This is a genomic window from Cohnella massiliensis, from assembly GCF_900169535.1.
Classification (GTDB): domain Bacteria; phylum Bacillota; class Bacilli; order Paenibacillales; family Paenibacillaceae; genus Cohnella; species Cohnella algarum.
In genome coordinates, this window is sequence record NZ_LT821257.1 from 646,721 (window position 1) to 660,865 (window position 14,145).

Annotated in this window: 11 protein-coding genes; 3 read left to right on the plus strand and 8 right to left on the minus strand. The window is 58.4% G+C overall.

What is annotated here, in order from left to right:
• Window positions 1-170: 170 nt before the first annotated feature.
• Window positions 171-1,439 (minus strand): methyl-accepting chemotaxis protein, encoded by a 1,269-nt coding sequence (locus B7E11_RS09660; protein WP_080833745.1) that lies wholly within the window; start codon window positions 1,437-1,439, stop codon window positions 171-173.
• Window positions 1,440-1,659: 220 nt separating this feature from the next.
• Between B7E11_RS09660 and B7E11_RS09665 the strand changes: the two genes are divergently transcribed.
• Window positions 1,660-2,112 carry a cupredoxin domain-containing protein gene (locus tag B7E11_RS09665; RefSeq protein WP_080833747.1) on the plus strand — a complete coding sequence of 151 codons (453 nt, stop codon included), beginning with the start codon at window positions 1,660-1,662 and terminating at the stop codon, window positions 2,110-2,112.
• 67 nt (window positions 2,113-2,179) lie between these two features.
• Here the strand turns inward: B7E11_RS09665 and B7E11_RS09670 are convergent, their stop codons facing one another.
• From B7E11_RS09670 to B7E11_RS09680, 3 genes are all read right to left on the minus strand, one after another.
• A complete protein-coding gene (locus B7E11_RS09670; RefSeq protein ID WP_080833830.1) occupies window positions 2,180-3,313 on the minus strand; it encodes a Gfo/Idh/MocA family protein in 1,134 nt (377 codons plus the stop codon).
• A gap of 20 nt (window positions 3,314-3,333) precedes the next feature.
• Window positions 3,334-4,296, minus strand: a complete 963-nt coding sequence (locus tag B7E11_RS09675; RefSeq protein ID WP_080833832.1) for a sugar phosphate isomerase/epimerase family protein — start codon at window positions 4,294-4,296, stop codon at window positions 3,334-3,336.
• Between the two features lie 183 nt (window positions 4,297-4,479).
• Complete coding sequence (locus tag B7E11_RS09680) at window positions 4,480-5,550, minus strand: Gfo/Idh/MocA family protein (protein ID WP_080833748.1); 1,071 nt, start codon at window positions 5,548-5,550, stop codon at window positions 4,480-4,482.
• 135 nt (window positions 5,551-5,685) lie between these two features.
• On the opposite strand from B7E11_RS09680, the gene B7E11_RS09685 reads away from it, so the two are divergent.
• Window positions 5,686-6,570 (plus strand): helix-turn-helix domain-containing protein, encoded by an 885-nt coding sequence (locus B7E11_RS09685; RefSeq protein WP_080833750.1) that lies wholly within the window; start codon window positions 5,686-5,688, stop codon window positions 6,568-6,570.
• 45 nt (window positions 6,571-6,615) lie between these two features.
• Here the strand turns inward: B7E11_RS09685 and B7E11_RS09690 are convergent, their stop codons facing one another.
• The 4 genes from B7E11_RS09690 to B7E11_RS09710 all read right to left on the minus strand — a co-directional run bounded on the left by B7E11_RS09690 (window position 6,616) and on the right by B7E11_RS09710 (window position 12,662).
• Window positions 6,616-7,380, minus strand: a complete 765-nt coding sequence (locus B7E11_RS09690; protein WP_080833752.1) for a hypothetical protein — start codon at window positions 7,378-7,380, stop codon at window positions 6,616-6,618.
• A gap of 856 nt (window positions 7,381-8,236) precedes the next feature.
• Window positions 8,237-8,965: a response regulator transcription factor gene (locus B7E11_RS09700; RefSeq protein ID WP_080833755.1), complete on the minus strand. Its 729-nt coding sequence runs from the start codon at window positions 8,963-8,965 to the stop codon at window positions 8,237-8,239.
• 119 nt (window positions 8,966-9,084) lie between these two features.
• Window positions 9,085-10,884, minus strand: coding sequence for a two-component system histidine kinase PnpS (gene pnpS, locus B7E11_RS09705; RefSeq protein WP_080833758.1), 1,800 nt, complete (start codon window positions 10,882-10,884; stop codon window positions 9,085-9,087).
• 233 nt (window positions 10,885-11,117) lie between these two features.
• Window positions 11,118-12,662, minus strand: a complete 1,545-nt coding sequence (locus B7E11_RS09710; RefSeq protein WP_080833760.1) for a fumarate hydratase — start codon at window positions 12,660-12,662, stop codon at window positions 11,118-11,120.
• Window positions 12,663-12,856: 194 nt separating this feature from the next.
• Here B7E11_RS09710 and yfbR point away from each other — a divergent pair, with 194 nt between their 5' ends.
• Entirely contained in the window at window positions 12,857-13,447 is a 591-nt protein-coding gene (gene yfbR / locus B7E11_RS09715; RefSeq protein WP_080833762.1) for a 5'-deoxynucleotidase, read from the plus strand.
• The last annotated feature ends 698 nt before the right edge of the window (window positions 13,448-14,145 follow it).

The window sequence follows — 14,145 nt, forward strand, 5'->3', positions numbered from 1 at the left end:
TTTTTTAGACATGGCCTCTCCGCGTTTCGCTTCGTCATGTCCCTTGCACATCTTCGATTCTATCTACCATTCGTTTTAGCCATGTTTTCGTTTTGTTAACGGAATGTAAAAATTGCGCGATCATAACAAAAAGTTTTTTCGTTTCGTTTTACCGAATGCCCGGACTACTCTTAAATGTCCGTTTCCGTTCCGTTCAATTGCTGCGTCAGCTTGCGAATTTGGCCGCGAATTTGGCCGGATATCGCTTTCGCCTCGGCGGACGCGGCATTCAGCTTCGAAGCCGCTTCGAGATTGGAGCCGCTGATGTCCCACAATTCGTTGAACTTCGCTTCGGCCAGATGGACATGCCGAATCCCTTCCTCCGCGCCAAGCTTGCCGTCCCTCACGGCCCGGGCTGCGGCTTCCGCGGCTTGCGCCATATCGCTCAGCTGCCGTTTGATCCTCTCGGTCGAGTCCTTCGTCTGGTCGGCGAGCGCCTTGACTTCCTGCGCGACGACGGCGAATCCGCGCCCGTGTTCCCCGGCTCTCGCCGCTTCGATTTGCGCATTGATCGCCAGCAGGTTGCATTGATCCGCGAGCTCGGCGATCATTCTCGTAATGCCGAATGCCTCGTTCGTGCGCTGAAGCAATTCCGTCACGGATTTGTCCTGACGGTCCGCGGAGGACGTCCATACATGGAGAAGCGATAAGATTTGACTCAGCTCCGCCTTCCCGTTTTCCGTCGCTTCCGCGATCCGCTCGCTGCTGCGGCGGGACAACTCGGCCGTTTCGGCTACCTTTTCCACGGCGCCGTGAATGTCGCCGATCATGCCGTCTACGTCGCGCACGGTACGAATTTGCCTCCCCGACGCCTCCCGTTGAAGCAGCCGCGAAATGCCGAGCAAATCGTTGACCGTTAAAATCCCCGCAAAAACGTCGTTTTGAGACATGATTACGGTATCGTACACATGCTCCTCGGGCCTGGACATCGCCCTGTCGATCAGTTCCTGGGCAGGCAGTCCGCAATCCGCTATGTACGGCTCGCTGTCCATGAGCTTCGAAATCGGCTTCTCCCCGTAAAGCGACATTCCGTAAAGCGTCCCCAGCATCCGGAAAAAGCGGTGCTTCATGACAAGTCCGAGCGGCTTGTCGTTTTCGTCGCATACGACAATGCATTCCGAATCGGCGCTGCGCCGAAACAAAGCGATCACGTCGCCGCAAAGCTCGTCCGGGGAAACGGTCGGACAGCGTCGGATCTTTTCCTGCAAACGAAATTGCTCCGCGGTCTCGATGTTCCGGGGGCCGTTGCGGTCCTTGTCGATCTTGTCTCCGGTTTGGTTCTGCAGCTTCGGACTTGACTCCGCGTTTGCGGCACGTTCCGCTAGTTCGGCAGTTTCAGGCGTTTTGACGGCGGTTTTCTCTTTTTCTCGTCCCGGTCTTTCCTCTACGGCCAAAACCACAGCATGTCCCCCTCGTCATCCTGCGAGATATCCTGCAATTTCCTTCCCATGCCCGATGTTAACAATTGGATGTAAATTCGACATTCGGTTCGTGTTTGCTCAGTATTAAAATTTAGGTCTATAGCATCAGCCCGAAGAGGTATTCGTTTGGAGAAGACGGGGGAATAATAAGAGCATCCTGCAAAGCAAATGACGATTTGAATTCCGGGAGGACGTTAAAATGAATAAACCAAGACAGATCGCAGCCGCATGCCTGACGGCCGCCGTTATTTTTACGCTTGGCGCTTGCGGCGGCAACGCGGGCAACGGCAATGCGGGCAACGGCAACGCGGGCAACAACAATGCGACGCCGACGCCGACGGCTACCGGTACCGCGACGCAAGGAGCCGGCAACGCGGCAGGCGGCGGCGGAACCCAGGACATTACCGTAAATGCGACCAACTGGGCGTTCGAACCGACGGAAATTCGGGTGAGAGCCGGTGATACGATCAACTTGACGCTGAACAACGAAGCCGGCAATCACGGCATCGAAATTCCCGAGCTTAACGTCAACGTCAAAGGCGGCGAGACGGCCACGTTTACCGTCGACAAGGCCGGGACCTACGAATATCATTGCTCCATCCAATGCGGTTCCGGCCACAATGACATGGTCGGTTCGATCGTCGTGGAATGACCGGGCTTTCAAAAATCGAAAAGAGGAGCAGGCCCCCGAAGGGACGTGCTCCTCTTTTGTTGATGGATTAAATTTCGTCCACGCTTACCCAAGCGCCCCGCTCGATCGACAAATCGACCGCTTCCAGCACTTCCTGGCAGCGCACGCCGTCCAGGAACGTCGGCGCGAACGGCGAGCCGGTCGAAATATGCTGCATGAATTCGTACACGATATGCACGAAGCCGTGCTCGTAGCCGATAATGTGTCCGGTCGGCCACCAGTTCCCCGCGTACTTGTGCTGCGGCTCGGTCACCATGATCCGGCGGAAGCCCGCCAGCTCCGGCTCGTCGTCGCGGAAATACACTTCCAGCTCGTTCAGGCGCTCCAGATCCCAGCGGATCGAGCCCCGGCTGCCGTGAATTTCGAACGTGTTGCCGTTTTTGCGTCCGGTCGCGAAGCGGCTGGCGACGAAGATGCCCATCGCGCCGTTTTTGAAATCGGCGAGAAACGCCGTCGCGTCGTCCACGGTAACTTCGCCTTTCTCGGCCGAGCCGACGCCGCCGAGGCCGGACGTCGACACCGGGATCGGACGCTCCTTGACGAACGTCCGGTTATGGCCGATGACCCGGTCGAACTCTCCGATCAGGAAACGGGCGAGGTCGATGCTGTGGGCGTTGATATCTCCGTGCGCCCCGGAGCCGGCCACTTCCTTCTTGAGTCTCCAGGCAAGCGGAGCTTCCGGATCGACGAGCCAGTCCTGCAAATAAGTCGCCCGATAATGATGGATTTCGCCCAGCTTGCCGCTGTCGATAATGGACTTCGCCAGCTGAACGGCCGGCAGGAAGCGGTAATTGAAGCAAATGCCGTGCTTGACGCCGGCCTTCTCCGCCGCTTCCAGCATTTCGCGCGCATCCGCAAGGTTAAGCGCCAGCGGCTTTTCGCAGAAGACGTGCTTGCCGCTTGCGATCGCCGCCAGCGCGATTTCCTTGTGCGCGTCGCTCGGCGCGTTGATGTCGATCACGTCGATATCGTCGCGCTCGACCAGCTTGCGCCAATCGGTTTCGAAGCTTTCCCAGCCGAACCGCTCGGCGGCTTCCTTCACGCCCGCCGCATCCCGGCCGCAGATCGCCTTCATTCCGACGCCCGCTTCCATATCGAAAAACATGCCGACGTCCTTATAAGCGTGGCTGTGGGCTTTGCCCATGAATTTGTAGCCCACCATGCCGACGTTAAGCGTCTTGTTTACGCCCACCACATCTCGCCCGCTTTCTCTTTAAGAATAAGTCCGTTCAGGAAGCTCGCCGCCTTGCGGAAGCCTTCGCCTACCGACATGAGACTGTCTTCGTGCTCGATGCTGATCGCGCCGTCGTAGCCGACAAGCCGGAGCGTGCTCACGAAGTGCTTCCAGAAATCATCGTCGTGCCCGTAGCCGACCGTGCGGAAAATCCACGAGCGGTTCAGCTCGTCCGCGTAAGGCTTGTTATCCAGCACGCCGTTGATCGCCGTGTTGCGCGCGTCGATTTTCGTATCTTTGGCATGAACGTGGAAAATCGAATCTCCGAGCGCCTTGACGCACTCGATCGGATCCATCCCCTGCCAGAACAAGTGGGAAGGGTCGAAATTGACGCCGATGTTGTCGCCGGCTTCGCGGCGCAGACGCAGGGCCGTTTCCGTATTGTAAACGAGGAAGCCCGGATGCGACTCGATGGCCACCTTGACGCCGTGCTTGCGGCAGAACGCGGATTGCTCTTTCCAGTAAGGAATGGCGATTTCGTTCCATTGCCATTCGAGCACGGTCAGGAAATCCGGCGGCCAGGGGCAGGTGACCCAGGACGGATATTGCGAAGACGGCGATTCTCCCGGACAGCCGGAGAACGTGATGACCGTATCGACGCCGAGCTTCTCCGCGAGCTGCACCGTGGCGACGAAATCGTCATGATGCTGTTTCGCGATTTCCTTGTTCGGATGCAGCGGATTGCCGTGGCAGCTCAGCGCGCTGATCGTCAGATCGCGCGATTCCACCGCCGTCTTGATGCGGGAAATGGCGGCTTCGTCGTTCAGAATGGCCGCGGCGTTCACATGCGCGGTGCCCGGATACGCCCCCGTTCCCAATTCGACGGCCTGAATGCCGGCCGATTTGGCCGTGTCGAGCGCATCCTCCAACGATTGTTGACCGAATAACACGAGAAAAACACCGAGTTTCACAAAGCTCACCTTACCTTTCTCTAATTAAAGGATTTCCGGCCTGCCCTTCCGGGCAGCGCGGTGCGAGGTCGAGCATGGCGAATCTTTGTTTATCCGCCATACTTAGTTTAACCGATCGTAAAAGCGCTGTCATCCGTTTGCGTCCACTTATTTCCTTAAAAATGCGGACAACCGGCTCCCGGGCTATACGAAGGAGACGGCTTGTCCCTTGTTCGCCGATTCGTAGACCGCCTCGAGAATTTGCTGCACGACATACGCTTGTTTCGCCGTTACGACCGGTTCCCGGTCGTGCAAGATCGCGTCGATCCAGGCGCGCGCCTCGCGCTCGGCCGAATCGTTCGGCGGTTCGCTTTTCCATTGGTCGCCAAGCGTGATTTCCTTCGTGTACAGCTTGCCGTGCTCTTCCCCGTTGACGCGCAGGCCGTTCTTCATATCGGCGCCCGCCTTGGAGCCGCACAGCGTCACCTTCGCCTCGTCGACGTCGAGCGTATTGAGCGCCCAGCTCGATTCCAGCCAGACGGTAGCGCCGTTTTTCATCGTAATCATCGCGAAAGCCGAATCCTCGACCGTAAACTTCGCGGGATCCCAAGGGCCCCAGGCATTCGCTTCGCTGCCTTGCTCCGCGAGCTTGCGGAACGTCGTGCCGAGAACGGTGCGCGGCTCGTAGTTGTCCATCATCCACAGCGCCAGGTCGAGCGCATGGGTGCCGATGTCGATGAGCGGGCCTCCGCCCTGCTTCTCCAGATCGAGGAAAACGCCCCACGTCGGCACGGCGCGGCGGCGAACCGCATGCGCTTTCGCGAGATAGACCTCGCCAAGCTGGCCTTGCCGGCACGCTTCATGCAGCCAGCGGCTGTCGGCACGGAACCGGTTCTGATAAGCGATGCTGAGCTTGCGCCCCGTCCGTTCGGACGTTTCGAGCATTTTTCTGGCATCTTCCGATGTTTTCGCCATCGGCTTTTCGCACAAAACGTGCTTGCCCGCTTCCATCGCTTTGATCGAGATTTCCGCGTGCGTGTCGTTCGGCGTGCACACATGGACGGCATGCACGTCCGGATCGTTCAGCAGCTCTTCGACGCTGCCGTAAACCCTAGCATCTTGGGTGCCGAACTGGTTTTTGGCATCGTGGGCGCGCTCGGCCGACACGTCGAAAAACGCGACGATGCGGGCTTCCGGGATTTTGGCCAATGCGGGAAAATGTTTTCCGTATGCGATCCCGCCGCAGCCGATCATTCCAATGTGAACGTTGCTCATTATTTTCGGCGTCCTCCTTGCCAGTGATCAGGATTCCAACTACAATTCAAAGTATAACACGGTGAGCTCTTTTTCCCATTCTCCAATGGTGAGTGGTCATTATGCGATTTTGGCAATAGGGGGCCCTGCTTCGAAATGAATTCCGGCCACGAAGATATCCGTCAGGAGAAAATCCAATACGAAAACCCGCTGCTTTCGATAAAGGTTTGGCACGCCCGCCGCGACCGGGCCAACACGGTCAACTGGCACCAGCACCCCGAATGCGAAATCATGCTTGTGCTGAACGGCCGGCTCGATGTCGAAGTGGAGAACGAGCTGTTCTCGCTCGGCAGCGACGACGTGATCGTGCTGGGCAGCTCGCAGCTTCACCGCGACAGGAGCTACGCGGACAAGCTCGATTACATCGTGCTGCAGTTCGATTTGCAAACCTTTTTCGACAAAAGCACGATTCCCTATTTGCAATACTTCAACGAGACGAAAGTACCGCTGAGCGCGATGAACTATATTTTCCGCGACAATCCAAAATCCCGCGAAGAGCTTGCCGAATGCGTCCGGCAAATCGACGAGGAAGCGCAGCGAAAAGAAAGCGGTTACGAACTGGCGGTCAATTTGCTCATCAAGAAGATTCTGCTCATTCTCATCCGCAACGACACGAAAGGCCTGCTAGCCGACCAGGACCGCGTCGAACGCATCCGGCTCAAGCCCGTGCTCGATTACGTCGACCGCAACATCGCCGAGCGGATCACCGTCGAGGAAGCCTGCCGCCTTGCCAACATGAGCTATTATTACTTCGTGAAATTTTTCAAGCGGACGATGGGGCTGTCGTTTACCGAATACGTCAACTTCCGCAAAATCAAATACGCGGAGCAGCTGCTGCTGACCCGCGATTTGAGCGTAAGCGAGGTGGGCGATATGACCGGCATGCCGAACATGGCTCATTTCTACAAAATGTTCCGGCGCTTCAACCAATGCTCGCCCAAGGAGTTTCAGCGCAAAATGCTGGCATGGGGCCGGCCGTGAAAGGAAGAAGGGAGACTCGCGCAGTCTCCCTTTTTTCGCTTCCGGTTATATGACGGCATCGACAAACTTCGCTGACGTCTCCGCTTGCCTCCGGGCCTGGCCGTAAACTTCGTTGGAACCTTTTTGCGCCCGGTCCATCAGCTCTCTCAGCGAATCCAGCAGCCCGTACGCTTGCTGCAGCCGGTTGCGGATCTCCTCCGCGCCGCCATCCAGCCGGTCGAGGCCGAGGCCTTCGGCGGAAAGATCGAGCCCGTCCGCTCCGACCGCCCGCCCTTGAGCGGCCGCATTCCGGACCGCTTCGGACCAGCTTCCGAGTCCTCCGGCACTCGGCAGCCGCGATACGGCTTGCACAAACCCGCCGTAGAACCCCGTTATCGTGTCCGCCGCCTGCCGGATGCGGGCTTTCGCCATCCCGACGTTCCCCTGAAGCGCGGCCAGATATTCTTCGTCCGCATCGGGCGCGGCGGCCGCTTCCGCGTAAAGCCGTTCCGCAGCCTCCAACTGCTCGGCCAGCGGATCCAGCGAAGCCTGCAAGCTATCGCGGAGCGCTCCGTACGTATTGGACAGCATTCCGGCGGCCGATCCTCGGCTTTCGCGTTTTTCGGCTCGGGCCGTTGCCGTCTCTTCCGCCGGACTCGCCGAGTCGCCCGCTTGCTTATCCGGCGGCGGCGCGGCCGGAATCCGCGATCGATCGATGCCGCCCAGATGGATCGGACGATCGGAAAACCGTCCGGTTGCGAAAGCGGAATCGGCATCCAGCCGCCGAACGGACGCAAACGACCGCATAAACGTCTCGTAATTGACTTGCATGTTCTTCCTCCAGAAATCCATTTACCCTAAATATCGGAAAAACCATTTGAAATTTTAACCCTGAATCCCGAATGCAACTTGGCTGTGGCGAACGGTCACTCCGCGTGCTCCGCTTCGCTTCTCCTTTTCACCTTGCTCCGGTTTCCGCCCGGCCCTCTGCAGTTCCTCTATTATGCTCGTTCCGGCTTCCGATTGACTCGCGCTTCAGGATGGACGAAGCTTCGTTGGAATTTGTCCAATCAAAAGCGGCGTTTTGGCGAAACTCGCTGCCTTCGTTGGATTTTATCCAATCAGGCGGGACCTTTTTGGAGATTTTGTCCGAAATCCCCGCTTTTCGTTGGATAAAATCCACTCTAGACCAAAGGCGTCCTCGTTTTCCGCTCCGTAGAGCGGATAAAATCCAACCTAGGCTGCCGCTACCAACAATTGAAGCGTCAAGCGCCGCTGATTGCACACCGAATTTAAGCCATATCGTACAAACCCTTGACTGGCGCTTCCGCCCTATTTCCCAACTGCGCCACTGCCGGATCGGTTAGCGCAGGCGGGGCATGGATCGCCACTCCCTCCCGCAGGTCGCACCGCTCGTATTTCTCGCCCCCTCCCGCAGGTATTACCGCTCGCGTTTACCGCCCCTTCCCTTAGGTCTCGCCGTTTACGCCTCCGCCTCCGGCACGCGCGGCCGCTCAGCTCTCCGGAGGCGCAATTAAAAAGAAGCCCTCCCTCAACGAGACGGCTCCCCGATGCGCCCCGGCGCTGCCGGGCACTTATGCATTCTAATTCCATTCGACGTCGTCGCCCGGCTCCCGAGTCGCGCAAGTCGCAACCGCCCCCGGCCCGCCCCCCGCCAAGAAGCGACTTACTTGCTCGAAGCGCCCGCCTTGCGGTTGACCGTCAGCTTGTAGCCGACGCCGCGAATCGACTCGATTTGCACGGATTGCTGGTTCATCTCCAGCTTTTTGCGGAGCGAGCTGACGTGCACGTCCACCGTCCGCTGCCCTCCGATGTAATCGAAGCCCCACACGACGTTCATCAGGTCGTCGCGCGTAATGACGATGCCCGGCCGCTCCGCGAGGTACAGCAGCACCTCGAATTCCTTCGGCCGCAGCGTAATCCATTCGCCGTTCAGCGATACTTCGTACTTGTCCGGAAAAATTTGCAAATCGCCGTGCGTAATGACTTTCTCGTCGCTATCCTGCTCCGCCGCTTGCGTGTCCTCATTGCGCGTTCGCCGCAGAACGGCCGACGTGCGGGCGAGCAGCTCGGCTACGCCGAACGGCTTCGTAATATAATCGTCCGCTCCGAGCTTCAGTCCTTGAACCACCTCTTCTTCCGCGTTGCGGGCGGTCAGAATGATGACCGGCGTTTTCAGCCCGCTTTGCCGCAGCTTCTGAAGCACTTCGAAACCGTTCATGCCCGGGAGCATAAGATCGAGAAAAATGATGGCATAATTGCCTCGCAGCGCCGCTTGCAGCCCTTCGGAGCCGTTCGCGACGACTTCCGTCGAGTAGCCCTCCTGGGATAAGTTGTACGTCAACAAGCGTGCGATGGTAGGCTCGTCTTCTATGATTAGCGCCTTGTCCGACATGGGTACCTCCGGTCCGGCTATCGTTCCGCCGTTTAATACGCCTGCTTTCAATTTATCATGCCAATGTAAAAACCGCATTATCCTTTTGTTAACGCAGCGTTAAAATGCGACCGCGTTAATCAAGGCTGAAGCAACGGCAGCTCGATGATAAAATGGGACCCGACGCCGACCGTGCTTTCGACGCGAATCGTGCCATGATGCATATCGACGAGATGCTTGACGATGGACAGTCCCAGTCCGGTGCCTCCGGAGCTGCGGGAGCGGGCTTTGTCCACCCGGTAAAAACGCTCGAAAATGCGGGGCAAATCTTTTTTCGGGATGCCGATGCCGGTGTCCGAAACCGTAATTCTTATTTTTCCGTCGACATCGTCCGCGCCCTCGCCGGCCACGTATTCGGCCCGAACCTTCACCTTGCCGCCATCCGGCGTGTAATTGATTCCGTTCTGGAGCAAATTCAGCAAAATTTGTCCCAGCCGGTCCTCGTCCGCCTCCAAAAACAGCTCCGGATCGGCTTCCCACTGGAGCTCGATGTTTTTTTTCGCGGCTTCCGTTTTCATGAATTCCATCGTCCGCTCGAGGAAAGCGTTCAGATCGACCGGCGAAAATTGCTGCGTGGAACGGCGGGACTCGATTTTCGACAGCTCCAGAATGTCCCCGATCAGCCGGTTCAGCCGCTCGCTTTCGTCGTGGATGATTTTCAAAAACGATTGGGCCGTTTCCGGATCGTTCACCGCACCGGCCATCAGCGTTTCGGCAAAACCTTTGACCGCGGCGACGGGCGTCTTCAGCTCGTGCGACACGTTGGCGACGAATTCGCTCCGCATCCGCTCCAGGCGTCGAATGGCGGTCACGTCCTGCAGCACGATGAGCAGGCCCGTCTCCTCTTCCCCGCTCATGCGCATCGGCACGAGGTTCAGCTCCAGCAGCCGCTCTTCGGGAAAATAAACGGTCAGCTCTTCGTGAAGCGGCTCGCGGCTGTCCAGCGCCTGGCGAATCAACTGGCTCAGCTCGTAATGCTGCTTGAACTCGGTAAAGCTGCGCCCGACCCGCTCCTTCGCGGAGCTGCCGAGCAGCCATTCGGCGCTGCTGTTGTAAAGCGTTACGTTGCCCGCAGGATCGATCATGACGACGCCGCTCGGCATGTTGTCGAGCACCGACTGCAGCCGCATGCCGTTTCGCCGGATGACGGCCATCTGCCCCTGCAGGCTCTCGGCCATCGCGTTCAAGGCGCGCGCCAGCTCGCTCACTTCGTCCTTTCCGTCGTCCGGGACGCGGATTTCATAGTCCATATCCGCCATGCGTTTCGCGGCGCCGGTCATCCGCTCCAGCGGACGCGTGACGCCGAGCGCCACCCGGTAGCTGACCCCGGCCGCCAACACGAACAGCAGGAGCAAGCCCAAAACGAGCGCCACCCACATTTTGCTCAGGCTTCTTTCGATGTCGGTCATGCCGACGGCCAGCCGGATTACGCCCTGCACCCGATCGCCGTCCTTGACCGCCATCGCCATATACAGCATGTTTTCGTCCAGCGTGCTGCTATGCCGTTCGCTGCTGCCGATGCCGTGTTCCAGCGCTTCCCGCACTTCCTCGCGGTCCAGATGGTTGGCCATCGTTTCCGGCTCATGATCGGAATCGCCCAGCACGACGCCGTCGGCGCGAACGTAGGTGACCCGCATGTCCGCCAATTCCTTGAATCGGACGGCCTGGCTTTGCAAATACTCCGTCTGGCCGTCTTCCGTCAGGCCGACGGGCCATGGCGCCGCGGCGATGAGCACGCGCATCTCCTTTTCCATATGCTCCTGCAGCGCGAGCGTATGGTTGTCCTTATAGCTCTTCCCCATCAACAGGCCGGCTGCCAGAACGGAAAGCCCGATCATCAGGACGAACAACGCGGTCAGCTTGAAGCGAAATTTTTTCATGAAAACTCCTCACGCGCGCGGGATTTAACGATTCAAAAAAGCGGCTTTTCAAGAAGCGGGAGCGTTTCTTTACAAAAATGAACGGTCAAAAGACCGTGCCTGCCGCATCATCGTTTGAAATCGATGTTGACAAGAGATTCGGGGTCATTTTGGCCGTTATTTGAATTCTTATTCGGTTCCGGTCGAATAACGGCCGCTATCGGCCGTCATTCGCTCCGGAAAGGCGCCTGCAATTACGCGAACACCGGATCTTTGAACTGCGCGAGCTTTTGCTTCGAATCTTGCTCGACATCGGCGTGCAGGCTGTTGCCGTGCGCGTCCATCGTCACGATCGCGGCAAAGCCTTCGACCTGAAGGTGCCACATCGCTTCCGGAATGCCGAACTCCATGAAGTCGACGCCGTTGACGTTCTTGATGCATTCCGCGTAATATTGGGCCGCGCCGCCCACCGCGTTCAAATAGACGGCTCCGTGCTCCTTCAGCGCGGCCAGCGTCTTCGCGCCCATGCCGCCCTTGCCGATGACCGCGCGGATGCCGAACTTTTTGATGATGTCGCCCTGGTACGGCTCCTCGCGAGCGCTCGTCGTCGGGCCCGCCGCCTTCACGTGCCAGCCCGCTTCGTCCTTCAGCATGACCGGACCGCAGTGGTAGATCACGCCGCCGTTAAGGTCGACGGGCGAGTCGTGATCCATCAAATACTTGTGCAGCGCGTCGCGCCCGGTATGCATTTCGCCGTTCAAAATGACGACGTCGCCCACTTTGAGCGAACGCACCTGCTCTTCCGTCAGCGGCGCGGTCAGGACGACCTCGCGGCGCTCCCCGCTAGATGCCGAGGCGGCCGCGCTCTCCTTCTCGGCCGAAGCGTTCATCGGCTCGTTCGAGCCGCTCTCGTAAATCCATTCCTTGATTTCGTGCGTGTTGCCGTCGAGCAGCACGCCCTGACGGCGATACGCCCAGCAATTGTAAGCGACGGAGACGAAAAAGCTCGCCGGAAGGCGGTTCATGACGCCGACTTTGCATCCGAGCAGCGTGACGTTGCCGCCAAAGCCCATCGTGCCGATGCCGAGCTTGTTCGCGTTTTCCATAATGTACTCTTCCAGCTTCGCCAGCTCCGGAATCGGGTTCGTGTCCTCGACCGGACGGAACAGCTGATGCTTGGCCAACTCGTAGCCCGTCGTCCGGTCGCCGCCGATGCCGACGCCGATGAAGCCCGCGCTGCAGCCCTGTCCTTGCGCCTGGTAAACGGCGTGCAAAATGCATTTGCGAATGCCGTCCAGATCGCGTCCGGCCTTGCCGAGACCTTCCAGCTCGCACGGCAGGCTGTACTGGATGTTTTTGTTTTCGCAGCCGCCGCCTTTCAGAATGAGACGGACGTCGACCTCGTCCTTTTCCCATTGCTCAAAATGAATGACCGGCGTGCCCGGGCCTAGGTTGTCCCCCGTGTTGGCGCCCGTCAGCGAATCGACCGAGTTCGTCCGCAGCTTGCCGTCCTTCGTCGCGCGGGCGACCGCTTGGCGGATTTCCCGTTTCATGACGATTTGATTGGCTCCGACCGGCGTATGAACGATAAACGTCGGCATGCCCGTATCCTGGCAAATCGGAGAAACGTTGCACTCCGCCATTTCGATATTTTGCGCGATCGTGCTGAGCGACAGGCCGGCGCGCGTGGCGCTGTCTTCGGCTTGCCGGGCTTTGGCGATCGTCCTGCGCACGTCGGCGGGCAGGTTGGTGGACGTTTCGACGATTAACTTATAAATGCTGTCTTCGAATTGTGACATTTTCGTGTCAATTCTCCTCTCTGATCGCTAGTTCACAATATCTATAATAATAGCACATTCGCGGCGCTCCTACGAATGATAAAACGTCAGAAAACCGTCGGAAGCGCGTTCGGCCCCCGTCGGTTTCGCGCGAGTCGTGATATAATAAAACCCTGTGAAGCCGTCTTTAGGAACGGAAGGAAAGGAAGAAAAGCATGCCTCATCATTTTCTCGCTTATTTGTACCGGCTGCAGTATATCGAGCGATGGAGCCTGATGCGCAAAACGACCGAGGAAAACGTAGCCGAACACTCGTTTCATACCGCGCTGCTCGCGCACCTGCTCGCCAGCATTTCCCGCCATGTTTTCGGCAACGACGTGAGCCCCGAGGAAGCGGCGACCTACGCGTTGTTCCACGACGCGACCGAAGTGATCACCGGAGATATTCCGACGCCGGTCAAGCACCATAACCCGGACATTTTGTCGAACTTTCGCCAAATCGAGACGCTCGCCGCGGACCGGCTTTTGTCCACGGTTCCGGAGCCGCTGCGCGACGTGTACCGGCCGCTGCTCGGAAGGAAGGCCGTCTCCCCGACGCTCGCGAAGCTGGTCAAAGCCGCGGACGTGCTGGACGCCTATCTGAAATGCGTAAGCGAAATGTCGGCCGGCAACCGGGAATTCGCCACCGCCCGAAGGCAAATGGAAGAGCGCCTGCGCGGCCTCGATCTGCCCGAGGTGGAATGGTTTCTCGACCGGTTAGCGCCCAGCTTCGAGAAGACGGTGGACGAATTGTCGGAGGACGAATAGCGCGCTGTCGTGCCGCCGGCTCAACGGCGGCTTCCATCGGCGCCCTGCGGCCGAAACGACTTCGTCGTCTGGCTCGGCAGCGGCGTGCGGGGACGGTGAAATGAGTCATTTTTACTCAACTGCGGGCGGCTGTATGCGGCTGGTGGATTGAGATGAGTCGCCACGACTCAGCTGGATCGGCAGCGGCGTGCGGGGACGGTGAAATGAGTCATTGTTACTCAATTGCGGGCGGCTGTATGCGAATGGCGGGTTGAGCTGAGTCGCCACGACTCAGCTGGATCGGCAGCGGCGTGCGGGGACGGTGAAATGAGTCATTGTTACTCAACTGCGGGCGACTGTATGCGGCTGGTGGATTGAGATGAGTCGCCACGACTCATCTGGATCGGCAGCGGCGTGCGGGGACGGTGAAATGAGTCATTGTTACTCAATTGCGGGCGGCTGTATGCGAATGGCGGGTTGAGCTGAGTCGCCACGACTCAGCTGGATTGGCAGCGGCGTGCGGGGACGGTGAAATGAGTCATTTTTTATACGAAAATGAAGTGCCGTAAGAAGGCAAAAAAAAGACCCACTACCCCGAAATCTCAACCCTAATTTTTTTAAAATTTAGGTTGTTCCAGTAGGTTTCAAATCGACATTATATCCAAGCTGGTGCAACTGTTTCGTTAAACGTTCCACCATCTTGGAGGTCGACTCCTGAA

Bases quoted from the DNA above. Each gene is read 5' to 3' on its own strand.
- yfbR (WP_080833762.1), top strand. From the start codon at position 12,857: ATGCCTCATCATTTTCTCGCTTATTTGTACCGGCTGCAGTATATCGAG.
- B7E11_RS09690 (WP_080833752.1), bottom strand. From the start codon at position 7,380: ATGCAAGTCAATTACGAGACGTTTATGCGGTCGTTTGCGTCCGTTCGG.
- B7E11_RS09665 (WP_080833747.1), top strand. From the start codon at position 1,660: ATGAATAAACCAAGACAGATCGCAGCCGCATGCCTGACGGCCGCCGTT.
- B7E11_RS09685 (WP_080833750.1), top strand. From the start codon at position 5,686: ATGAATTCCGGCCACGAAGATATCCGTCAGGAGAAAATCCAATACGAA.
- B7E11_RS09710 (WP_080833760.1), bottom strand. From the start codon at position 12,662: ATGTCACAATTCGAAGACAGCATTTATAAGTTAATCGTCGAAACGTCC.
- pnpS (WP_080833758.1), bottom strand. From the start codon at position 10,884: ATGAAAAAATTTCGCTTCAAGCTGACCGCGTTGTTCGTCCTGATGATC.
- B7E11_RS09670 (WP_080833830.1), bottom strand. From the start codon at position 3,313: ATGGTGGGCTACAAATTCATGGGCAAAGCCCACAGCCACGCTTATAAG.
- B7E11_RS09700 (WP_080833755.1), bottom strand. From the start codon at position 8,965: ATGTCGGACAAGGCGCTAATCATAGAAGACGAGCCTACCATCGCACGC.
- B7E11_RS09680 (WP_080833748.1), bottom strand. From the start codon at position 5,550: ATGAGCAACGTTCACATTGGAATGATCGGCTGCGGCGGGATCGCATAC.